18 protein-coding genes are annotated in these 21,891 nt (G+C 68.5%); 8 read left to right on the forward strand and 10 right to left on the reverse strand.

Annotated elements, in window-relative coordinates; all coding sequences use genetic code 11:
• Positions 1 to 37: 37 nt before the first annotated feature.
• Entirely contained in the window at positions 38 to 1,975 is a 1,938-nt protein-coding gene (locus TF1_RS13065) for a hypothetical protein (protein WP_227480923.1), read from the forward strand.
• 92 nt (positions 1,976 to 2,067) lie between these two features.
• Here the strand turns inward: TF1_RS13065 and TF1_RS13070 are convergent, their stop codons facing one another.
• From TF1_RS13070 to TF1_RS13085, 4 genes are read right to left on the reverse strand one after another with little or no spacing between them, the layout of a single operon-like run.
• A complete protein-coding gene (locus TF1_RS13070; RefSeq protein ID WP_011292885.1) occupies positions 2,068 to 2,835 on the reverse strand; it encodes a decaprenylphospho-beta-D-erythro-pentofuranosid-2-ulose 2-reductase in 768 nt (255 codons plus the stop codon).
• Between the two features lie 17 nt (positions 2,836 to 2,852).
• A complete protein-coding gene (locus TF1_RS13075) occupies positions 2,853 to 4,211 on the reverse strand; it encodes an FAD-binding oxidoreductase (RefSeq protein ID WP_011292884.1) in 1,359 nt (452 codons plus the stop codon).
• A gap of 26 nt (positions 4,212 to 4,237) precedes the next feature.
• Positions 4,238 to 5,122 carry a decaprenyl-phosphate phosphoribosyltransferase gene (locus tag TF1_RS13080; RefSeq protein WP_011292883.1) on the reverse strand — a complete coding sequence of 295 codons (885 nt, stop codon included), beginning with the start codon at positions 5,120 to 5,122 and terminating at the stop codon, positions 4,238 to 4,240.
• A 58-nt stretch (positions 5,123 to 5,180) separates the two neighbouring features.
• Positions 5,181 to 6,116 carry a DUF3068 domain-containing protein gene (locus tag TF1_RS13085; RefSeq protein ID WP_011292882.1) on the reverse strand — a complete coding sequence of 312 codons (936 nt, stop codon included), beginning with the start codon at positions 6,114 to 6,116 and terminating at the stop codon, positions 5,181 to 5,183.
• Between the two features lie 138 nt (positions 6,117 to 6,254).
• Between TF1_RS13085 and TF1_RS13090 the strand changes: the two genes are divergently transcribed.
• From TF1_RS13090 to TF1_RS13105, 4 genes are all read left to right on the forward strand, one after another.
• On the forward strand, positions 6,255 to 7,529 hold the full coding sequence (locus TF1_RS13090; protein ID WP_011292881.1) for an acyltransferase family protein: 1,275 nt from the start codon (positions 6,255 to 6,257) through the stop codon (positions 7,527 to 7,529).
• A gap of 9 nt (positions 7,530 to 7,538) precedes the next feature.
• Positions 7,539 to 7,982, forward strand: a complete 444-nt coding sequence (locus TF1_RS13095; RefSeq protein ID WP_061783930.1) for a (deoxy)nucleoside triphosphate pyrophosphohydrolase — start codon at positions 7,539 to 7,541, stop codon at positions 7,980 to 7,982.
• Positions 7,983 to 8,109: 127 nt separating this feature from the next.
• Entirely contained in the window at positions 8,110 to 9,996 is a 1,887-nt protein-coding gene (gene typA, locus TF1_RS13100; RefSeq protein WP_061783931.1) for a translational GTPase TypA, read from the forward strand.
• Positions 9,997 to 10,189: 193 nt separating this feature from the next.
• Positions 10,190 to 11,371 carry an FAD-dependent monooxygenase gene (locus TF1_RS13105; RefSeq protein ID WP_011292878.1) on the forward strand — a complete coding sequence of 394 codons (1,182 nt, stop codon included), beginning with the start codon at positions 10,190 to 10,192 and terminating at the stop codon, positions 11,369 to 11,371.
• Positions 11,372 to 11,382: 11 nt separating this feature from the next.
• Here TF1_RS13105 and TF1_RS13110 read toward each other — a convergent pair whose 3' ends face one another.
• Positions 11,383 to 12,336 carry a LysR family transcriptional regulator gene (locus TF1_RS13110; protein WP_011292877.1) on the reverse strand — a complete coding sequence of 318 codons (954 nt, stop codon included), beginning with the start codon at positions 12,334 to 12,336 and terminating at the stop codon, positions 11,383 to 11,385.
• 79 nt (positions 12,337 to 12,415) lie between these two features.
• Here TF1_RS13110 and TF1_RS13115 point away from each other — a divergent pair, with 79 nt between their 5' ends.
• Genes TF1_RS13115 through TF1_RS13125 form a run of 3 tightly spaced genes read left to right on the forward strand, consistent with a single transcriptional unit; the run spans position 12,416 to position 15,816 of the window.
• The gene (locus tag TF1_RS13115; protein ID WP_011292876.1) at positions 12,416 to 13,132 is read left to right on the forward strand and encodes a succinate dehydrogenase cytochrome b subunit; all 717 of its coding nucleotides are present in this window, start codon (positions 12,416 to 12,418) and stop codon (positions 13,130 to 13,132) included.
• On the forward strand, positions 13,133 to 15,073 hold the full coding sequence (locus TF1_RS13120; protein WP_011292875.1) for a fumarate reductase/succinate dehydrogenase flavoprotein subunit: 1,941 nt from the start codon (positions 13,133 to 13,135) through the stop codon (positions 15,071 to 15,073).
• A complete protein-coding gene (locus tag TF1_RS13125) occupies positions 15,070 to 15,816 on the forward strand; it encodes a succinate dehydrogenase/fumarate reductase iron-sulfur subunit (protein WP_011292874.1) in 747 nt (248 codons plus the stop codon). Before TF1_RS13120 ends, TF1_RS13125 begins: the two co-directional genes overlap by 4 nt.
• Before the next feature lie 99 nt (positions 15,817 to 15,915).
• On the opposite strand, the gene TF1_RS13130 is transcribed toward TF1_RS13125, so the two are convergent.
• From TF1_RS13130 to TF1_RS13150, 5 genes are all read right to left on the reverse strand, one after another.
• Positions 15,916 to 18,771, reverse strand: a complete 2,856-nt coding sequence (locus TF1_RS13130; protein WP_061783932.1) for a DEAD/DEAH box helicase family protein — start codon at positions 18,769 to 18,771, stop codon at positions 15,916 to 15,918.
• A gap of 126 nt (positions 18,772 to 18,897) precedes the next feature.
• On the reverse strand, positions 18,898 to 19,560 hold the full coding sequence (locus TF1_RS13135; RefSeq protein ID WP_016189143.1) for a TrmH family RNA methyltransferase: 663 nt from the start codon (positions 19,558 to 19,560) through the stop codon (positions 18,898 to 18,900).
• A 247-nt stretch (positions 19,561 to 19,807) separates the two neighbouring features.
• The gene (locus TF1_RS13140; protein WP_016189142.1) at positions 19,808 to 20,767 is read right to left on the reverse strand and encodes an oxygenase MpaB family protein; all 960 of its coding nucleotides are present in this window, start codon (positions 20,765 to 20,767) and stop codon (positions 19,808 to 19,810) included.
• Between the two features lie 172 nt (positions 20,768 to 20,939).
• Positions 20,940 to 21,527: a GTP-binding protein gene (locus TF1_RS13145; RefSeq protein WP_011292870.1), complete on the reverse strand. Its 588-nt coding sequence runs from the start codon at positions 21,525 to 21,527 to the stop codon at positions 20,940 to 20,942.
• A complete protein-coding gene (locus tag TF1_RS13150; protein ID WP_011292869.1) occupies positions 21,508 to 21,885 on the reverse strand; it encodes a DUF742 domain-containing protein in 378 nt (125 codons plus the stop codon). Before TF1_RS13150 ends, TF1_RS13145 begins: the two co-directional genes overlap by 20 nt.
• Between the last annotated feature and the right edge of the window lie 6 nt (positions 21,886 to 21,891).

Here is a 21,891-nt window from a genome sequence, read left to right on the forward strand (position 1 = left end):
TGGACCCCGCGGGGTGAGCTACGCAATAGTGGGCAATGTGCCTCATTCTGTCACTTCCGCTGATGGCGGCGTCAACCCCGACAGCCGTCTGACTACCTCCCCGGCGACCGCACCGTCGGAGCGAGAAGTCCCGCAGAAGAGCCACCGTGTCGTGCTCGCCGGTGCCGCACTCATCGCCCTCACCCTGGGCCTGCGCGCCTGGGTTCTGCGGCACGCCTACTTCATCGAAGACGACTTCCTGTTCGTGGCCGACGCGGCAGCCTCCCCGCTGACCTTCGACTACCTGACCAGCCTGCACAAAGGCCACTTCATGCCCGGGGCGAAGCTACTGGTCGCCGTGCTGACTGCCCTGTCCCCCTACAACTGGACGCTGGCTGCGGGCACCATGCTCGCCCTGCACGGCGCCGCCGCAGCGGCGACCTTCCGGCTGCTCGGCGAAGTCTGGGGATGGCGCTGGGCGATTCTCGCACCGTTGGCCGTCGCGGTGTGCGCGCCCCTCACCGTGCCTGTCCTGGCCTGGTGGTCAGCAGCGCTCAACGCGATCCCGTTCCAGCTGGCGACAGCGCTCGCCCTGCTGTGGACGGTGCGCTACCTGCGCCACGGACGCGAGCGGGACGCGTGGCTGGCCGCGGCCGCGGTCGTGGGCGGTATGGCGTTCTCCGTCAAAGCCCTGCTGCTGCCGCTGCTGCTCTTCGCCGTGGCGGTCGCGTTCCACACCCCCGGACCGTTGACGTGGGCGCCGTCAGCCGCCCTGCGCGCCCGCCCCAGGTTCTGGACCGGTATGGGCGCCCTGTTCCTCGGCTACCTGGTGGTCTACATGAGTCGTCCCGCTGATGCGGAGGGTGCTGGGGTGCCGGCGCTGAAGGCGGCGCTCGGACAGGCGCGGCGGCTCCTCTTGGAGACCTTCCCCGTCGGGGCCGTGGGCGGTCCGTTCTCGTGGGGGCCGGTCACCCCGGCAGGCGGCCTGCTCCAACCGCATCCGGCCCTCGTCGCGGCAGCGTGGACGGTGCTGGCGGCGATGGTGGGGGTGAGCCTGCTGCACCGCCCCCGATGGGCGTGGCGTGCCTGGGCGCTGCTCGTCGGCTACCTGGTGTGCGTGGACCTTGTCCCCACGCTGGTGGCGCGTGGACGCTACCACGAGCTCGTCGGCTACGACCCCCGCTACGTGGCCGATGCTGCTCTCGTGTTCGCGTTCTGCGTGGCCTGGGCGTTCCTCGCCCCCCGCTGGGAGGAGTCCGCTGCGCAGCGCCCGGTTCGGCAGCGGATCCGCCTGCCCAGACGGCTGCTCCGCGGCACAGCAGCGGGGGCCACGGCCGGGTTCGTCGCTGCGGCTTCCGTGTCCACCGCGGCCTACGCGGACACCCTGTCGGGGGACCGGGTCCACTGGTACCTGGACACGGTGCGCGCTTCCCTGGCCGCGATCCCCGAAGAAGCGGGAGTGTTCCCCCGTCCGGTTCCCGAAGACATCGTGCTGCCGTGGAACGGGCATCGCCGGTTCAGCTCGTTCCTGCTCAGCCCGCTCGCCGGCGACGACGCCGAGCGGATCGCCGACCCCCAGCCCGCGGCCCTGCCCATGGTGCTCAACGACGCGGGTTTCCTCGTGGTCGCCGAGCCCGCACCGGACAGCGTCTTCCTCGGCCCGCCTGACGACGGGGAATGCGTGGAGACGCTCGACGGCCAGGTACTCCACCAGGTCTCCACCTTCGGCCACCCCGGCCACGTGCTGGGCCTCAGCTACGTCTCCGACCGGGATGCCGAAACCACGGTGGGGCTCGACACGGTCACCCAGACCACGGTCCTGCCTGCTGCCCCCTACGGGGGATCCTGGTATGTGCCGCTGACCGGGAAAGGGCAGACCCTGGTGATCAAGGTGCCCGATGAGGTCTGCCTGACCTGGGTCACGTTCGGCGAACTCGTCCCGTCGGTGGAAGGCAACCCCTGGGAGCAGGAAGACCTGGAAGAGAAAACTGAATAGGGCAGTGCCCGCTCAGGAAAGCACCGGGGAGCAGCCGCGTACCGGCGGGGTGCAGGACCGTGCACAGCCCGGGCAGGCACCGGGAAGCGCGGTCAACGAGGCAACCGGCGCCACACGGGACGGGGCAGCAGCCTGAAGACCAGCGCCAGCACGCCGAGGGCGCGGGGAACCCACACGGTCCGCGTGCCGCGGCGGAGCGCCGCAGCGACCGTGTCCGCGACCTGCTGCGGAGTGGTGGCCAGCGGCGCTTCAGGCACGTGCGCGGACATGCGGGTGCGCACATATCCGGGACGGACCACCAAGACCCGGGCGCCGCTCTCGGCGAGCAGGTCGCCCAACGCGTGGGCAAAACCGTCGAGGCCTGCCTTGGCCGCTCCGTAGACGAGGTTGGCGCGCCGCACTCGCACCCCCGCCACGGACGACAGCACCACCAGGGTTCCGTGGCCCTGTTCGCGGAGCCGGGCCGCAACCGCCAACCCGGCCGACACATGACCGGTCAGGTTCACTGTCACGTTCTCGGCTGCCGCCACGGGGTCGCCGACGAGGCGCGACTGGTCGCCGAGCACCCCGAACGCGGCGACCACCACGTCGAGGTCGCCGACGAGACGCACCGCCTCCGCAACGGTTGCGGCATGGTCGGCGGGCGTGGCCGCGTCGAAGTCGACGACGTGCACGTCGGCAGCGCCCTGAGCTCGGAGGCGGGCGGCCGCCTCCGCCAGCGGCGCCTGCCGTCCCGGCCGGGCCGCCAGCACGATCCGGCGGGCGCCGCCGCGGACCAGCCGTTCCACGATGGCCAGCCCGATCTCGCTGCGTCCGCCGAGCAGCAGCACCGATTCCACGGCACGTGCTGTCCGACGCATCTCGCTCCGTCCTCCTGTCACAGTTCTAAACGGCGGGCCAGGTCCGAGACCAGCACCCGCTCGGGGTCCACCCGGTCCCGCACCCGGTGCCACCGGGGAAGCTCCGGGTACATGGCGTGCACGGTTGCCGCTGCGGCCCGGCTGTCCTTGGCCAGGTAGAGGCGGCCTCCCGCGGCGAGCACCCATTCGTCGAAGCGGGTGAGCAGCGGGAGGAGTCCAGGAAGGTCGGCGGGCAGGTCCACCGCTAGTGTCCACCCGGGCTGGGGGAAGGACAGCGGAGCGGGAGTGCCGGGGCCGAAGCGTTTCAGGACCGCGAGGAACGAGGGGGCCTGGTGCTTCGCCAGGTGCTCGACGATCCGCCGCAGCGTCTCCTCCTGCCCGAACGGCACGGTGAACTGGTACTGCACCAGGCCGCGGGACCCGTACAGCCGGTTCCAGTCGCGGAGCGCGTCCAACGGGTAGAAGAACGCGGTGACCTCCTGGAGCTCGTCCCGGCGGCGGCGCGGCGCTGCCGCATAGTAGGCCGTGTTGAAGGCCCGTACGGTGGTCGGCGTCAGTAGGCGGGAGGGCACGCCGCGCGGCACCCGGATCCCCTGCCGGGGCCGGTAGCGCAACGGGTCGCGGCGGGCCGCGGGAGGCAGGTCGGCGACGTGGGCGTGGTGGGCGCGGGTGAGCACGCCGCGCCCCAGAAAGCGGCCGCGCGCCAACAGGTCCAGCCAGCACACCGAGTAGCGGTAGTCGTCGTCGCGCTCGGTCATTGCTGCTAGGGCCGCCTCCAGGTCAGGGATGCGGTCGGTGTCCACTCGCATCCGCGAGGTCGTCACGGGAAGCACGGTGAACGTGGCTTCGGTGATCACCCCGGTCAACCCCATGCCGCCGACGGTCGCCCAGAACAGGTCCGGGTCCCGGTCGGGGCCGAGGCGGCGGACCGCGCCGTCGGGGGTGACGAGGGTGAGGGCGCGCAGGTGTGCGCCGAACGACGAGTCGACGTGGTGGTTCTTGCCGTGGACGTCGGCGGCGATCGCTCCCCCCACGGTGACCTGCCGGGTGCCGGGGGTCACCGGGAGGAAGAAGCCGCGGGGCAGCAGGTGGCGCAGCAACGTGTCCAGGCTGGTGCCTGCCGAGGCAGTGACCGTGCCCGCAGCCGCGTCCACCCGGAAGCCCGGGGTGAGGTCGGCGCAGTCCACTACGGTGCCGTCCGCGTTCTGCGCGGCATCACCGTAGGAGCGGCCCAGACCGCGGGCGACCGCGCCGCGTCCGCGGGCGGCGGAGCGGAGCACAGCGGCGAGTTCGTCTGTGGTGCGGGGGCGCACCACGGTGGCGACGGTGGGACGCAGGAGTCCCCAGCCGGTGAGCGGTGTGCGGTGGCGGTGCACCGGTCCTCCCTGCCGTCGAATCAGGCTCAGCCCACGTGGACGCCGAGCAGGACGAGGGCCCCGAGAGCGGCGAGGCACAGCTGCAGTGGGCGGTCACGCAGCACCAGTTCCTCCGGCTCCTCTCCGATGCCGCGGTCCACGAGCGCGTGGAGCCGGAATACCGCCATGACCAGGGGAACGATACTCGCTACGGTCAGCACCTGGGCGAGGCCGGTGGGAGTGGTCCACGCCCACAGGAAGTAGGTGGCGACCATGGCGCTCGCGGTCGCGATCCGCAGCCGGGTGAGGAAACCGGTCGTGTAGTACGCGAGGGTGGCGCGGGTGCGTCTGGAAGCGGGGGTGCGGAGCTCCGCTTCCCGTTTCCCCGCCACGACGAGAAGCGCCCCCAGGGAGACGACGGCGAGGAACCAGCCGGTGATGGGGACACCGGTGGTGGCCCCTCCGGCGAGGGCGCGCAGCACGTGGCAGCCCGCGACTGCGGCGATGTCGCAGAGTGGAAGGTGTTTCAGCCCGTAGGTGTAGCTCACCGACAGCGCAAGGTAGCCGACGAGGACCAGGGCAAGGCGGGGCTTGGCGGCGGCCAGCGCGACCAGCGGGGCGGAGCCGATGAGGAGCGCGCCGAGGACCGCGGCCAGGGGGACGGGGACCAGGCCGGAAGCGATGGGACGGTGCCGTTTGCGGGCATGGGCCCGGTCGGCTTCCGCATCAGCGATGTCGTTGAGCAGGTAGGTGCCGCTCGCCGCCGCACAGAACAGGAGGAAGGCCAGCAGGGTGTCGGCCGCGGCTGCCGCAGAGTCCAGTGCCCCGGCGAGCGCGGGTGCCGCTGCGACGAGGAGGTTCTTGATCCACTGCCGAGGACGGGCCACGAGCAGGACGCCCCAGGCCACGGCGCGTGGCCCGGGACGTCGCAACGGGGGAGTCCCGCGTTCCGGGTGCGGGCGGAACGCGGGGCCGCTCGTCGACAGCACGTCAAGCGCGGGCGTGGGCAGGGGTTCTGGTGCGGGACAGGGAGAGCGCCAGACCGATCACGAGGACCACGGCGCCCACTGCGAGCAGCACGATCGGCAGGGTGGTGCGGATGAGGATGATCTTGTCGCCGTCGGCGGCAGCCGCGACCCGTTCAGCAACGGTCTCGTCGGTGAAGTCCATCGTGGCGTCGAACATGACGAGCCGTTCCTCACCGTCGACGACTGCGACACGGCGCTGCTCCTCACGGAGGTCGAGCGGGGAGCCGGTGATCGGGTCGACCCAGTAGGTGCGGGTATTGGAGTAGACGATGTCGGCGGTGACGTCGCCTTCCCCGTCGAGGCCGAGCAGGCTGCGGGGCAGCTCGCGGGTTTCGACCACGGTCGGTTCGACCTCTTGGACGAACTTGTAGGCCTCCACACCGGGGTGGCCGTCTACCTCTTCGACTCCTTCGAACCTGATGGGCAGGGCTTCGCGGACGGTGGAGTCGAAGAATTCGTAGTCGCGCTGTTCGACGAGGAACGGCCACTTGAATGCCTGGCCGCTCTGCGGGACGGATTCCTCGTTGACCGAGGAACCACAGCAGTCCACCGCTTCGCCGGTGACCCGGTCGTGCGCGGTGTGCCGAGTGGTGGAGAGGAAGGCGAAGTCGCGGTCGACGTCTTTCACCCAGCGGAACTCGTCCCAGACGACGATGTCGTCGTCGCTGGCGCGCACGTCCGCCTTGAGGGTGGTGTGCGCTTCGACGGTCGCCCCCTCGATCACCTTCATCTCTTCGACGTTGAAGTAGGTCGCGTCTTCGCTGCGGTTGACCGTCTGCGCGTAATAGTCCAACGGAGTCTTCATGAATGCGCTGGCCACCCAATAGCGCAGCAGGGGGGCAAGCACAAGGCAGAAGACCCCGAAGGCGACGCCCACGGTGGCCACGGTACGACGCATGGCTCCTCCTGACGGGGCCTGGGGGTTTGGGGAGGGTTTGATGAAGTTTTGGGTATCGTATGGACTCTTAGTGATATGAGTCACCCCTATGTGACCGAATTTTTGTAATCCGATTCTGTTTCTGGTTGGGAGAGAAACGTGACCACAGCCCTCTCCCGTTCGGCCAACACAGCACTTCCTCAGGTCAGCGGGCACCAGCCCGCTCTTGAAGGCATGCGGGCGCTCGCGGCGCTTCTGGTGTTGCTCTTCCACGTCGCTATGGAGACGGGGGATGCGCTCGCCCCAGGGGTAGGCGGCGCACTCCTCGCCGGAGGCGATATGGCGGTGCCGCTGTTCTTCGCGCTTTCCGGGCTGCTGCTCTACCGGCCCTGGGCCAACGCGGCGATCGACGGCGAACCCGGCCCGTCAGTCCGCAGCTACCTGCGGCGGCGGGCAGCGCGGATCCTTCCCGCCTACTGGCTGGTCGCTGTGGTGGCCCTCCTGCTGTGGTCACGCGAACACTTAGGGACACCGCGTGCCTGGCTGGAAATCCTGACCTTGACGTTCATCTACGACCCTGCTCCGTGGTGGACCGGCACTGGGCCGCGCGGGCTAGGCCAGATGTGGAGCCTGTGCGTCGAAGTCGCTTTCTACGTGCTGCTTCCCCTGCTGGCCGTGGGACTGGCGATGTTGGCCGCACGCGGAAGCGATCCGGAAGGGCGGGCTCGGATCCTGCTCACCGGGGTTGCCGTGCTTCCCGTGCTCAGCCTGGCCGCGCTCGTCATCCAGTTCTTCCCGGAACCGCGCCTCCACCTGCACGCCTGGCCCCCACGTGCCCTCGGCTTGTTCGCTGTCGGTATGGCGCTTGCGGTCCTGGCCCGGTGGGCGTGGTGGGAGCGTGACGCGGCCGGACCGGTACGCCGGTTCTGCCAGACGCTCGCAGCCTCTCCTGGACTGTGCTGGAGTGTTGCCGCAGCCGCCTACCTGCTGGGATGCACTCCGCTGACTGGCGACCGGTTCCGCGGAGCGGAGGACTTCTGGGCGGGGGTGGCCGAACTCCTGGTCACCATGGTTTTCGCGTTCTTTCTGATCGCCCCGCTCGCGCTGCTTCCCCAAGAGCCGACTGCCCGACCCTCCTGGTTGCGCACCTTCCTGGAGCATCGGACCATGCGCTTCCTGGGCCGGGTCTCCTACGGCATCTTCCTGTGGCAGTTCGTTGTGCTCTACCTGTGGCGCGACGTGACGAACCAGGAAGCATTCACCGGTTTCTTCCCGCTCGACCTCGTCCCCGTGGCCGCGGGCACCATCCTGCTCGCGGCCGCCACCTACTACTGGGTGGAGCAGCCGATCATGGCCCGTGTCACGCGCCGACCCGACGCGTCCGCTACCCCGGAACCGGCTGACGCGGACCGCGCTACTGCCCCGCAACGGTAGGGTCAGCCCATGGCAGACGGAGAAGTCCTCATCGTTGTCGGCGCCGCGATCATCCGGGACGGCGCAGTCCTCGCCGCGCAACGTGCAGAACCCGAGAGCATGCGGGGCGGATGGGAGTTCCCCGGCGGCAAGGTTGACCTCGGTGAGAGCGAGGAAGAGGCGCTGATCCGCGAGTGCCGGGAAGAACTGGATGTCGACGTCCGGCCGTTGGAACGGCTGCCCCGCGAAGTCGACTTTCCTACACGCCCCGGCAGCCCTCGCGCGGTCCTGCGCCTGTGGACCGCAGAACTCCTTCGCGGCGAACCCCGCCTCGTGGAGCACCTGGCGCTGCGCTGGCTGACCCCGGAGACCCTCGACGACGTGGACTGGCTGCCCACCGACGCACCGTTCCTCGACGATGTCCGGAACGTTTTGGCGCCGCACAGCGTCTCCAGCTCCCTGCTCGACAAGTGACCAAAGAGCGCACCCCGTGTGACCAGCCCGTCATCACGGCAGGGGGTGAGCGGCGCATAAAATGGCGGGAGGCCGCGGAAGTCGCGGTGCCCCCTCTGTTTTCCCACAACACGATCGAGACTTTCGCATGCCTACCGCCACCACCGCCCACAACACGGCCCGCCGCACCGACCTGCGCAACATCGCCATCGTCGCGCACGTCGACCACGGCAAAACCACCCTCGTGGACGCCATGCTCTGGCAGTCCGGGGCGTTCCGCGCCAACCAGGACGTCGACGAGCGGGTCATGGACTCCGGTGATCTGGAACGCGAGAAGGGCATCACCATCCTCGCCAAGAACACCGCGGTCCGCTACACCACGCCCGCCGGCGAGAACATCGTCATCAACATCGTCGACACCCCTGGCCACGCCGACTTCGGCGGGGAAGTGGAGCGCGGGCTGTCCATGGTGGACGGTGTGCTGCTGCTTGTCGACGCCAGCGAAGGGCCTCTCCCGCAGACGCGGTTCGTGCTGCGCAAAGCCCTGGCTGCCCAGCTCCCGGTGATCCTCGTCATCAACAAGGTGGACCGCCCGGACAGCCGGATCGCCGAGGTGGTGGACGACACCTACGAGCTCTTCCTCGACCTGGACGCCACCGAGGAGCAGATCGACTTCCCCATCGTCTACGCGTGCGCCCGCGAAGGCCGGGCCTCCCTCACCCGCCCCGCCGACGGCAGCCTCCCCGACAGCGACACTCTGGAACCGCTGTTCACCACCATCCTCGACACGATTCCCGCCCCCGCCTACACCCCGGGCGCACCCCTCCAAGCCCACGTCACGAACCTGGACGCGTCCCCGTTCCTGGGCCGGCTCGCCCTGTGCCGCGTCCACCAGGGAGAGATCCGCAAAGGCCAGCAGGTCGCCTGGATCCGCACCGACGGCAGCATCGAGCACGTCAAAGTCACCGAACTGTTCCTGACCGAGGCGTTGGACCGCAAGCCCGCGGAGAAAGCCGGGCCTGGCGACATCATTGCGATCGCCGGTATCCCCGACATCATGATCGGGGAGACCCTGGCCGACCCGGCGGATCCCCGGCCGCTGCCGCCGATCACCGTGGACGAGCCAGCGATCTCCATGACGATCGGCACGAACACGTCGCCGCTCGTGGGCCGGGTCAAAAGCGCGAAGGTCACCGCCCGCCTCGTCAAAGAACGTCTCGACCGGGAACTCGTCGGCAACGTCAGCCTGCGCGTCCTGCCCACCGACCGGCCTGACACGTGGGAGGTGCAGGGGCGCGGGGAGCTGGCGCTGGCCATCCTCGTCGAGCAGATGCGCCGTGAAGGCTACGAGCTGACCGTGGGCAAACCGCAGGTCGTCACCAAGGTCATCGACGGCCAGGTCCACGAGCCTGTGGAGCGCCTCACCGTGGACATCCCCGAGGAGTACCTGGGCGCCGTCACCCAGCTCCTCAACATCCGCAAGGGCCGCATGGAGACCATGACCAACCATGGCACCGGATGGGTCCGCATGGACTGGACGGTGCCGTCGCGCGGCCTCATCGGCTTCCGCACCGAGTTCCTCACCGAGACGCGCGGCACCGGTATCGCCCACCACGTCTTCGACGGTTATGCGCCGTGGTTCGGCGAGCTCCGCACGCGCGCCACTGGATCGCTGGTCGCCGACCGCAGCGGCAAAGCCACCGCCTATGCCATGTTCGGCCTGCAGGAGCGAGGCACGCTTTTCGTGGAGCCGGGCACCGAGGTCTACGAGGGCATGGTGGTCGGCGAGAACTCCCGTGCCGACGACATCGACGTCAACATCACCAAGGAGCGCAAGGTCAGCAACGTGCGCTCCTCCACCGCCGAGGAGCTCGAACGCCTCTCCCCGCCGCGCAAGCTCTCCTTGGAGGAGGCGTTGGAGTTCTGCCGCGAGGACGAATGCGTGGAGGTCACCCCGGAGGCGGTCCGCATCCGCAAAGTCATCCTCGACCAGAAGGAGCGGGCCCGCATCCTGGCCCACCGCAAGCGCCGCTGAGCGCGGCTGCAGACGCCCTAGCTGCGGGGAAGGCGGCAGCCCGTGCGGCACAGAAGAAAACCAGCAAACGTCGCATTCCCTTGACCGCATGGTTTTCTCGCGTTTCCAACCGTAATCTGAGGGGCACACGACGCCTTCCCGGTTTCCGGTGCTCGAGCGGCGATGTCCGTCGGGCGAACGATAAGGACCTTCCATGGCGCAGCCTCACGCGGTCATCATCGGTGGCGGTGTCGGCGGGCTCACCGCCGCGGTCGCCCTCCACGACAGGGGATGGGCTGTCACCGTCTGCGAACCGTCCACATCTCCAGGAGCCGTCGACACCGGCCTGGGGATCCTCCCCAACGGGCTACGCGTACTGCGCGCCCTCGGCGTCGGTGAAGCCTTCCACGCGGCCGCAGCCTGGCCGCCTACGGTGGAACTGCGCCGCGCCGACGGCCGTGTCCTGCTGCGCCTGGAACAGGAGCGGTTGACCCGCAGGTACGGGGCAGCGGTCGCTGTGGTCAGCCGCTCCGCCCTGCTCCGACTCCTCGCCGCCCGGCTGCCGGCCGGGGCGATCCACGTGGGTGTGACGGTGACCGAGCTCCACGTGGGGGACATCCACCAGCGGGCCCATGTTCGCACCACGGCGGGCGACCTGGCCGCAGACCTCGTTGTCGCGGCCGACGGTGTCCACTCCAGGATGCGCGCCCTGCTGTTCCCCCGCCACCCGGAACCGACGTATGCGGGCTTCACGACGTGGCGGTTCCTCGCCCCCGCCCCGGTGCACGCCGTCCCGGCAGGGGAGACGTGGGGCAGCGGCGCGTCCTTCGGGGTGCTGCCCCTGCCCGACGGCCGGGCCTACTGCTATGCCACGGCCACCGCACCCGCGGGTCAGCGGTCCGCCGACGAGCGGGCCGAACTCTTGCGGCTGTTCGGCTCCTGGCACGACCCCATTCCCGCACTGGTCCGCGCTGTCCCCGCCCAGGCAGTGGTCCGCGCAGACGCCTGGGTGGCCGACGATCCGCTGCCTGCCTACCACAGCGGCCGGGTGGCGCTGGTCGGGGACGCCGCCCACGCCGCCCCGCCCAACCTGGACCTGGGCGTCTGCCTGGCCATGGAGGACGCTGTCGTGCTCGCCCACCGCGCTAGCGGCTCCGCCGCCTACCTGCCGACCGCGTTGACCTCCTACACCGACGACCGGATCCAACGGACCAGCCGGGTCGTGCAGCGGGTCGCGCAGTTCGCGGAGATGGCCCGGACCGCCTCCCCAGCCCTGGTCCGGTTCCGCGATGCCGGGATCAGAGCGGTGGGCGCGTTCGCCGCCCACCAGGTGGCGCAGCGCTACCTGGACTCCCTGGTGGAGTGGGAGCCGCCGCGACAGAGTGCGCTGCTCTGACCGCACACGCCTCAGATCCGCTTGAGTTTCTCGGTTGGGGCGATGACTTCGAGGTCTTCGCCGAGCTCGGCTTTGGTGAGGGTGCCGAGGTAGGACATGAGCACCCGCCAGAAGGCCCGCGCGGTCCGGGAGAGGGCGACGTCTTTGCGGTGGGCGAGCGCGATGGTGCGGAGTAGTCGCGGCTCGGCGAGCGGGGTGCCGCGCAGTCCGGGACGGTTCCGCAGCACCATGCTGGGCACGACCGCCAGCCCCAGGCCGGCTTCGACGAACCGCAGCACCGCGTCCATCTCACCGCCTTCCACGGCCAGGCGGGGTTCGAAGCCCGCGGCCCGGCAGGCGCTGAGTGTCGTCTCCCGCACGTCGTAGCCGCGCCGGAACATCACCAGTGGCTGGTCCCGCAGGTCGGTGATCCGCATTGCCCCGCCGTTGGTGGGCGGGGGCTGAGATATCGGGCTGGCGACGACCAGACTCTCCCGCAGGATCGGCACGGTCACGAACGCCGGATCGCTGCTGTGCAGGGGCAGGATGATCAGGGCGAGGTCGAGTTCGCCACCGCCGAGGGCGCGGATGAGGTCGCGGGAGCCGCCCTCTTCCACGTGCAGTTCGATTCCCGGGTAGCGTTCGTGGAATCGGACGAGGGCGTCGGCGAGCAGCCCAGCGCACAGGGACGGGGTGGCGCCGAGGCGCACCCAGCCGCGGCGCATGCCCGCGAGTTCCTGGATCTCCCGGCGTGCCGTCTCCACGTCGGCGAGGATGCGCTGGGCGAGCGGCAGCAGGATTTCTCCCGCCGGAGTGAGTGTGATATTTCCCCGGGCGCGCACGAAGAGCGGCGCGCCGAGTTCTTCTTCGAGGGCCTTGATCTGCTTGCTCAGACTGGGTTGCGCGACTCGGGAAAGCTCAGCTGCCCGGGTGAAATGTCGGGTTTCGGCCACTGCGAGGAAGTAGGCCAATTGCTGGAGCTGCATAGTCCATAGCCTAAAGCTATGGTCACGAGCGTTCTGATGACTTAGACGAACCTGTTAAGAAAGATCTAAAGTTCACAACGTGGCGAACAGTACCCTGACGAAGCAGCGATCGGCAGCATTCAGATCGACGGTGGCGCTCAAGGCCGCGATGGCGATCACCGGTGCGATCCTGGTGCTGTTCCTGATCGCGCACATGTACGGCAACCTGATGATCTTCGGGGGGCAGGAGGCCTTCGACGAGTACTCCCACCACCTGAGAGTGCTCGGCGCTCCGATGCTCCCGACCAACGGCTTCCTGTGGATTATGCGCGTCGTCCTCCTGGCGAGCGTCCTCATCCACATGTACGCGGCCTTCACCCTGTGGAACCGGGCGCGGCAGGCGACCGCAGGCAAGGGATCACGGCGCTACCACAGCAAGAAGAACCGGACCGGAGTGCAGCGCACCTACGCGTCCTTCACCATGCGCTGGGGCGGCGTGGTCATCGCGCTTTTCGTGCTCTACCACCTGCTCCACCTCACCACCAACCACATTGCTCCGGGTGGGGCCTCCGACAGCCCGTACGAGCGGGTCGTCAACGGCTTCCAGATCTGGTGGGTGGTGCTGACCTACTTCATCTCGATGCTGGCGGTCGGCTTCCACCTGCGGCACGGGCTGTGGAGCGCAGTGCAGACCCTCGGTAAGAACAAGGCGCGGCGTCAGCGTGCCATCAACGCCGTTGCGACTGCCGTCGCCGTGGCCATCACGGTCGGGTTCCTCATTCCCCCGTTCTCCGTTCTCTTTGGGCTGGTGGGCTAGATGACCGAGCTTTACACCGAGGGCGCTCCGATCCGCGACGAGAAGGCCCCGGACGGGCCGATCGCGGAGCGCTGGGACAAGCGCCGCTTCTCCGCACGACTGGTGAACCCAGCGAACCGGCGCAAGCTCTCGATCATCATCGTGGGTACCGGTCTGGCTGGCGCCTCCGCGGCGGCCACCCTGGGCGAGGCCGGGTACAACATCAAGTCGTTCTGCTACCAGGACAGCCCGCGGCGCGCGCACAGCATTGCCGCGCAGGGCGGCATCAACGCGGCGAAGAACTACCGCAACGACGGGGACAGCATCTACCGGCTGTTCTACGACACCGTCAAAGGCGGCGACTACCGGGCCCGCGAATCCAACGTCTACCGGCTGGCCCAGGTCAGCGTCGAGATCATCGACCAGTGCGTGGCCCAGGGCGTGCCTTTCGCCCGCGAATACGGCGGTCTGCTCGACAACCGCTCCTTCGGCGGTGTGCAGGTCTCCCGCACCTTCTACGCCCGCGGCCAGACGGGGCAGCAGCTGCTGCTCGGTGCCTACCAGGCGCTGGAACGGCAGGTCGCGGCGGGCACGGTGGAGATGTACACCCGCCACGAGATGCTGGACCTCATCGTCGTCGACGGCCGGGCGCGCGGCATCATCGTGCGCGACATGGTCACCGGTGAGATCGAGACCCACTTCGCGGACGCGGTCGTCCTCGCCACCGGTGGCTACGGCAACGTGTTCTTCCTGTCCACCAACGCGATGGGCAGCAACGTCACGGCGATCTGGCGGGCCCACCGCAAGGGCGCGTTCTTCGCCAACCCCTGCTTCACGCAGATCCACCCGACGTGCATCCCGGTCAGCGGCACCTACCAGTCCAAGCTGACCCTGATGAGCGAGTCGCTCCGCAACGACGGCCGGATCTGGGTGCCGAAGAAGAAGGGTGACACGCGCGACCCGCGGGACATCCCCGAAGAGGAGCGCGACTACTACCTGGAGCGCATGTACCCGGCCTTCGGCAACCTGGTGCCGCGCGACATCGCTTCGCGGGCCGCCAAGCGGGTCTGCGACGAAGGACGCGGGGTCGGCCCCGGCGGCCTGGGCGTCTACCTGGACTTCGCTGACGCCATCAAGCGGATGGGGCGCGACGCGGTCGAAGCCAAGTACGGCAACCTGTTCGACATGTACGAGCGCATCACCGGGGAGAACCCGTACGAGGTCCCCATGCGGATCTACCCGGCGGTGCACTACACCATGGGCGGACTGTGGGTCGACTACGACCTGCAGAGCACCATCCCCGGCCTGTTCGTGATCGGTGAGGCCAACTTCTCCGATCACGGCGCCAACCGGCTGGGCGCCAGCGCGCTCATGCAGGGCCTGGCCGACGGCTACTTCGTGCTGCCCAACACCATCAACGACTACCTGGCCGACGGACCCTTCGAGAAGATCGACGAGAACCACCCGGAGGTCAAGGAGGCAGTCGAGGGCGTGCGCGCCCGCCTCGAGAAGCTGCTGTCCATCAACGGCAGCCGCACCGTGGACTCCTTCCACCGCGAGCTCGGCAAGATCATGTGGGACTACTGCGGTATGGAGCGCACGGAGGAAGGGCTGCGCAAGGCGATCACGCTCATCCGCGAGCTGCGGGACGAGTTCTGGCGTGACGTCAAGGTCACCGGCGTCAACGAAGAACTCAACCAGACCCTGGAGCGGGCTCACCGAGTCGCCGACTTCATGGAACTGGCGGAACTGATGTGCATCGACGCGCTGCACCGCCGCGAGTCCTGCGGTGGCCACTTCCGCGCCGAAAGCCAGACCGAAGACGGCGAGGCGCTGCGTCATGACGACGAGTTCGCCTATGTCGCAGCGTGGGAGTTCACCGGCGTGGGTGAACCGCCCGTGCTGCACAAGGAAGCCCTGGAATACGAGTACGTCGAGATGAAGCAGCGGAGCTACAAGTGAGAATCACCCTGCGTGTGTGGCGTCAGAAGAGCAGGGACGACGAAGGCCGGATGGTCACCTACGAGCTCGATGACGTCAACGAGAACATGTCCTTCCTGGAGATGCTCGACGTCCTCAACGAGAAGCTCACGCTCCAGGGCGAGGACCCGATCGCGTTCGACCACGACTGCCGGGAAGGCATCTGCGGCGCGTGCGGCGTGGTGATCAACGGTGTCGCCCACGGCCCCGAAGTGACGACCACCTGCCAGCTGCACATGCGCAGTTTCAAGGACGGCGACGTCATCGAGGTCGAGCCGTGGCGGGCCAAGGCGTTCCCGGTGATCAAGGACCTGGTGGTCGACCGGAGCGCGTTCGACCGCATCATCCAGGCGGGCGGTTACATCAGCGCGCCCACCGGCACGGCCCCGGACGCGCACTCCGTCCCGGTGCCCAAGGCTGACGCGGACCGCGCGTTCGACGCCGCCACCTGCATCGGCTGCGGCGCTTGCGTGGCGGCCTGCCCCAACGCCTCGGCGATGCTGTTCACCGCAGCCAAGATCACCCACCTGGGCATGCTCCCGCAGGGACAGCCCGAGCGGGCCTCCCGCGTGGTGAAGATGGTCAACCAGCACGACGAGGAAGGCTTCGGCGGCTGCACCAACATCGGCGAATGTGCAGCGGTCTGCCCGAAGGGCATCCCGTTGGACACGATCTCCCAGCTCAACAACGACCTGTTGAGTGCGCTGGCCTCCGGAAAGCTGTAACAGGCTTTCTTCGGCTTCAGACAGCGGGCCCGCCCTCCCCTGGGGAAGGGCGGGCCCGCCCGCATGAAGGCAGCGGACCCGCTCCTTCGACTGGGAAGCTCACAGCCAGGTGAACCGGGACTCTGTCTCCGACGGGTACGGGTCCGTGGCGTAGTAGGTGTGCAGCAGCCGGGACCCCGCCGGGCTCGCGGTGTAGATGGGCTCCCCGGCGGACAGCCACCGGTTCCACGCCCGCGCAAACGCTTCCACTCCCCGCCGGTCGCGGCCCAGCAGTGCCGGCACCGCGTGGAACACCGCGGGGTTCTCCGGGGCTTTGCCGAGCAGCCAGTCCATCCCCATCCGCTGGGCCTGCGCTGCATCGGCGGGAGGCTCGATCCGGTAGCGGTTGATGATGTAGCGGGGCTGGCCTACCAGCGGTGAGATCACCTCGTCCAAGGCCGTGCTGAAGGCTTTGGCTTCGGCAGGCCCGGCGCCGGTGAACGTGAGCCGGAACGTGCCGTCCGTGTCGATGTCCAACCGCAGGCCTTCCGCGCCCACCGGGGAATACCCCGCCGCATGCATCGCATCCGCAATGGCGTAACCGAACCGGAGAATGTCAGGCTCCCCAGAGGCGATCTCGAAAAGCTGGGCGGCCCGCCGGATCCGCGGCCGCCGGGCCAGCAGCCGGTAGGCGCAGACCCCGCCGGCCACCGCCCCTGCCACGGCCAGGCCGGCCGACGGCGGAAGGCCGAACGCGGTCACCACCAGCAGGACCGCGGCCGCGACCACGGGAACAGACAGCACGATCTTCCACAGCGGGGACACCGCCAACTGTTCAGCAGTGTCCACCCCCGCCCGGCCCGGCACGGCGGGCGGCGGTTGCGGGGACTGGCCTGCCGGGCGGGGCGCCAGCACTCCCCGATACTGCTGCGGCCGGACCCGGACCGTGGCCAGCAGTTCGTCCGTGTAGGGGGAGCCGATCCGCCACCGCTCCCGGGTATCCTCTCGGTCTTCGGCGCGCCGCAGCATCCGCTCGTTGATGCCCGCGAACTGGTCCACCGGCGGCGGCGCATACGGGGAGAGCGCCGGGTCGACGTGCGCGACCCCGCTCATCACTTCCCCGTCAGCAGCCGCTCCCAGGTAGCCTTCGTGCTTGCGGACGAACCGCTCCCAGTCCGCGCTCCCCTTGGGGTGGGTGTCGCTGACACACACCACTGTCCAGGTGTGCGCGGTCTTCTCCGGCCACTCCGGGTCAAGGCGCAGCGCACGGCCGCGCCCTTGAACCACCGAGGTGGGGGTGGTGGCGGTCGTCAAGTCCACGATCGTGTTGACCCGGGGAGTGTCCCAGCCTTCGCCGAGCAGTCCGAGCGTGCCCACTAGGACTTGGCAGCGGCCCTCTTCGAAGTATTCGGTGACCAGTCGGGCCCAGGTCCGGGACGTCCAGCGGCCTTCGATCCGCACCAGGGAGCCGCGGGACCCCGTATCCACACAGGTCAAGTTGAGGGCGGGGCGGCGCTCCTTGACGAACGCGATGAAATCGTCCGCGGTGTCCGGGGCCGCGGCCACGGTGCGGTTGGTCACCAGCATGGGATGCAGGGCGCTGGTGCGCTCGTCTGTGGCCAACAGCTCCAACTGCAGCCACGCCGACCCAGCTTGGTCGTCGAGCACGTCGCGCAACTGCGGTGAAGGGCGCACACTGGCCCGTTCGTGGTCGCACAGCACCAGGGCCCGCAGCCGCGAACCCAAGAACGCGGACTCAGCTGCGATGATCTGCACAGTGCTCTGCGATTTCGCGGAGCTCCGAGCCAGCACCCGGTCCACGGGGGAACGGCCGCCGCGGATGCCGTGCCGGGTCAGTGTGTATCCGATCGCCCGCAGCGCGGTGCGAATCCGCTCCCACGCTTGCGTGTCCCGGTCGTCGGCGGCCCGCTCCGGGGCGACGAGCTCTTTGCCCTGGTGGGGGGCCAGACAGTTGAGGACGTAGTCGCTGATCAGCACCATCCAGTCGTCAGCCGTGGGGGCGCTGCGGTGCCGCTCCAGGAGACGGGCGCCGGGCGGCAGCATGAACAGCCCGGCATGGTGCAGACGCAGGGCTGCGTCGGTGAGTTCCGGTTCCTGCGCGGCCAGTTGCGCCCAGCTCGCCTGCTCCCCCGTGTCGGTGACACGCTCGCAGAACCTGCGGCGCAGCCAGGTCACGAAGTCGGTGCTGGCAAAACCGGGGGAGAACAGGTCGGTGCAGAGTTCCGTGAACCGCAGTCCTTGCTCGGCGATGTAGTCCTGTTCGGCGGGTGTGGGTTCGGTGATCCAGACGAGTTCCGCGAAGGGGGCGAGGTAGCCGTCGCGGACCAGGGCGGGAATGGAAGCCCCGCGGATCGGGGCGCCGAACATGCGCCGAACCAGTACGGCCTCACTGTCCGTTAGGGTCTCCCACGGGGTGCCGGTGAGGCCGAGGACGTGGGCGTTCGGGAGTTCCCGCAGCACGTCGGCGAGCAGCCGCCCCCACATCTGCAGGAGGTGGTGGCACTCGTCGAGGATGACGGTGACCGGCCCCGCCGCACGCAGGGCTTCGAGCAGGGCGCTGCCGTTGCCGTGCAGCCGACCCAGGGGAGGCAGTTCATTTCCCTCTTCGTCGGTCTCCGCATCCGGGTCGAACACAGCTAGCGACTGGTAGGTCAGCACGGTGACGTCGTGGTCGAGGGAGCGCCGGGTTCCCGCAGTACACCCGTCGGGGCGGTCGAACTTCCGCCACAGGGCGAGCCACTGGTTTTGGACCGCGGTGTTGGGGACGAACACCACCGTGCGGTGGCCAAGCCGCCGCGCCGCTTCCAATCCGACGAGAGTCTTGCCCGCTCCGGGAGGCAGCACCACCCACGCACGCCGTTCCCCCGACGCCCAACGGGCATCCAACGCTTCCAGCGCGTGCCGCTGGTACGACCGAAATCCACCCGGCCAGCGGGCCGATGCGACTCTGCTCATCATGGTGTGCGCGGTGTGGTGCCCCAGGCCGTCAAGCCAGGGAGAGAACGCGGCCTCCTCTCTCCTCGTCAGGGAACGCGGCGAGCAGCGGCACGGGGCCGTCAAGTACCGCGCGGGGATGGGATGTCACACGGACTGGTGGAACACATGGGCGCGGATCCAAGCGTGCATGGCCACCGCAGCGGCCGCACCAGCGTTGATGGACCGTGTGGAGCCGAACTGGGCGATGGAGAGCACCGAAACGCAGACTTTGCGGACTTCTTCCGACAGGCCGGGTCCCTCCTGGCCGAAGACGAGAACGCATTCGCGGGGCAGGGGATAGGTCTCCAACGGGACCGAGCCTGGAAGGTTGTCGATCCCGATCAGCGGAAGGTCGTGGGCTTCCGCCCATGCCACCAGGGAAGCCGTGTCGGGGTGGTGGTGGATGTGCTGGTAGCGGTCGGTCACCATCGCGCCGCGCCGGTTCCAGCGGCGGCGCCCCACAATGTGGACGGCACGGGCAGCGAAAGCGTTCGCGGTGCGGACCACGGACCCGATGTTGAAGTCGTGCTCCCAGTTTTCGATGGCCACATGGAATGGGTGGCGCCGGCGGTCGAGGTCAGCGACGATCGCTTCCCGCCGCCAGTAGCGGTACCGGTCCACCACGTTCCGGCGGTCGCCGTTTTTGAGCAGTTCCGGGTCGTAGTGATCGCCTTCGGGCCAGGGACCTTCCCACGGACCTACACCCACCTCGGTCCGGTCGGGGGGAGGGGGACTGTCGGAGGATGGGGGAACGACCTGTTCACTCACGCGGTTCAGCTTAGGCCCCACAGCAGCAGTCACGCTATTGAGGTGTCGGTGCTCGATCCCTGGAGGACGCGGGGCGGCAGCCCGGCAGCAGACTCCGTCTGCGGCAGCCCTCTCCTGCACGGGTGGATGCCGCAGCTCGTTCGGGAGAAAAGGTCACCATAGGCTCTCTTCCTATTGGGGACATCCCTACCAGAGTCGCACAAGACCGCCGTCTGCCGCCCGACCGCTTCCGGCCATAAGGTTCAGACTATGCGCGCGCGTCCTGCCCCTGCGGGGCCAGTTCCTGCCCGGGAGCGGGGATGCGGGCACCCGTCTCGGGGATCTCAATGGTGACCATGTCGTGCGGCACCGGGCATCCCTTGGGGAACGTGCCGATCCGCCGCGGATCGTAGCCGTTGGGGTAGCTCTTGATCTTCGGGTTGTTCTCGATGCGGTAGGGCTCCACCCGCGGGGGCATGAACCGGACGATCTTGGCCCGCAGCCGCATCGCCAGGTGCGCGGCGGTGCGCCAGAACCGTGACGGCGGGTCGTAGCGGAACGCTTGGATGAGCCGGTCGTCCAGCAGAGCCATGGTGAACTTCCGGAAGACCGGCTGCTGCCAGCGGGGGACGGTATCGACCATCAGCCGCAGCGTGGCATCGGAGACAGCCCGGCCTCCTTCGCTGTACCCGAAGTGGGCGATCTCGTAGGAGTCGAACAGCTCGTAGAACTCGTCGTAGGTTTCAGGGATCTCTTTGATCCCCATGTGCTTGCCGAGCAGCCGGTAGTAGTTGGTGTTGGCGGTGATCTCGTGCTCGGTGAGCCGACGCCAGCCGTAGCCCAGGTCGTTGATCCAGCGCACCGGCATGACGACGAAAGTGCTGAGCACGTAGAGGTAGTCGTCGTTGCTGATGTCGTAGGAGCGGTGCATCTGGTTCATGCGCCGCAGCGCATCGCGCCCCCGTCCCGGTTCGAAACCGTGCCGCATGATCTCGGTGAGGATGAGGGCGGTGTCGTCGGAGCGGCGCTGGGTGCGGTCGAGGAATTCTCGGGTCTCTGCGAGCAGTTGCCCGATGCTCGGTACGGCGTAGGTGCGGTAGAGGGCCAGGCTCAACGCCTGCTCGATGTCCCAAGGAAACTCGTGCGTGGTGAGGATTTCCGTGATCCGACGGCAGTCGGCTTCGGCGTCAAGCCGGTGGATCTCGGTATACCAGTCGAAGCGTTTCACGGGGGGTGTCTCCAGGGCGGTTGTGTACCGTCTCCGGGGGCTGTTCCAAAGCCCCGCGGCACATCAACCCTTCTTCATACCCCTAAAAAACTTGTATGAACCAGCTCAAAATGTGAAAAAAGCAACGGATGGGGTGCGGGTGGTCGCTGATGCGATCAGCGACCACCAAGCATCACACCGTGCTGGCCGCCCTGGACTGGAGGTGCTGGATCAGCGTGATCAGCACTTCTTTGCACGACTCGCGCACCCGCGCGTCACACAGCAGCACGGGGATCTGCGGATCGAGGCTCAGGGCGTCGCGGACCTCCTCCGGCTGGTATACGGCGGCCCCGTCGAAGCAGTTCACCGCGACCACAAACGGGATACCGCGCCGTTCGAAGAAGTCCACCGAGGGAAAACACGTCTCCAACCGCCGGGTGTCGGCAAGCACCACCGCACCCAGCGCCCCGGCAGCCAGCTCGTTCCACATAAACCAGAACCGCTCCTGACCCGGGGTACCGAACAGGTACAACACCAGCTCAGGGCTGATGGTGATCCGACCGAAGTCCAGCGCCACCGTGGTGGTCGTCTTGTTCTCCACGCCGGACAGGTCGTCCACCCCCAGACTGGCCTCGGTCATCACCTCCTCGGTGCTCAGCGGGGTGATCTCACTAATCGAGCCGACCATCGTGGTCTTCCCCGCGCCGAACCCGCCCGCGATGAGAACCTTGAGCGCCGCGGGGAGCAGTGTTGGACCGCGATCAGAGTCGTTGGATGCCATCGAGTACCGCCTGAAGGACGTCCCGGCCGACCACCGGGTGCTGGATCGTGTACGGGGCGCGGGCCAGCATGTAGCCGCGCGCGATCAGGTCTCCCATCAGCACTTTGACCACGGCCACCGGGATGTCGAGGCGTGCCGCGACCTCTGCCACTGATAAGGGGCGCTGGCAAAGGTCGAGGATGGCAAGCTGTTCCGGCTCCAAGGACAGCTCGTCCACCTCGCCGCGGGCCGAGATGACCACACTGATCATGTCCAGTTGGACCGTGTTGGTTGCCTCACGGCCCTCAGTCATCACGTAAGGCCTGACCGGAGAGCCGGGACCGTCGGAAGCCTTGTCCGGCGTGCGCCGATCGGACATGGTTGC

This window comes from Thermobifida fusca NBRC 14071 = JCM 3263, from assembly GCF_001592045.1.
GTDB lineage: Bacteria > Actinomycetota > Actinomycetes > Streptosporangiales > Streptosporangiaceae > Thermobifida > Thermobifida fusca.

What these genes read in the sequence shown, in the direction of transcription:
- TF1_RS13070 (WP_011292885.1), bottom strand. Translation starts at nt 2,835, where the DNA reads ATGCGTCGGACAGCACGTGCCGTGGAATCGGTGCTGCTGCTCGGCGGA.
- TF1_RS13085 (WP_011292882.1), bottom strand. Translation starts at nt 6,116, where the DNA reads ATGCGTCGTACCGTGGCCACCGTGGGCGTCGCCTTCGGGGTCTTCTGC.
- TF1_RS13095 (WP_061783930.1), top strand. Translation starts at nt 7,539, where the DNA reads ATGGCAGACGGAGAAGTCCTCATCGTTGTCGGCGCCGCGATCATCCGG.
- typA (WP_061783931.1), top strand. Translation starts at nt 8,110, where the DNA reads ATGCCTACCGCCACCACCGCCCACAACACGGCCCGCCGCACCGACCTG.
- TF1_RS13105 (WP_011292878.1), top strand. Translation starts at nt 10,190, where the DNA reads ATGGCGCAGCCTCACGCGGTCATCATCGGTGGCGGTGTCGGCGGGCTC.
- TF1_RS13110 (WP_011292877.1), bottom strand. Translation starts at nt 12,336, where the DNA reads ATGCAGCTCCAGCAATTGGCCTACTTCCTCGCAGTGGCCGAAACCCGA.
- TF1_RS13120 (WP_011292875.1), top strand. Translation starts at nt 13,133, where the DNA reads ATGACCGAGCTTTACACCGAGGGCGCTCCGATCCGCGACGAGAAGGCC.
- TF1_RS13130 (WP_061783932.1), bottom strand. Translation starts at nt 18,771, where the DNA reads ATGAGCAGAGTCGCATCGGCCCGCTGGCCGGGTGGATTTCGGTCGTAC.
- TF1_RS13145 (WP_011292870.1), bottom strand. Translation starts at nt 21,527, where the DNA reads ATGGCATCCAACGACTCTGATCGCGGTCCAACACTGCTCCCCGCGGCG.
- TF1_RS13150 (WP_011292869.1), bottom strand. Translation starts at nt 21,885, where the DNA reads ATGTCCGATCGGCGCACGCCGGACAAGGCTTCCGACGGTCCCGGCTCT.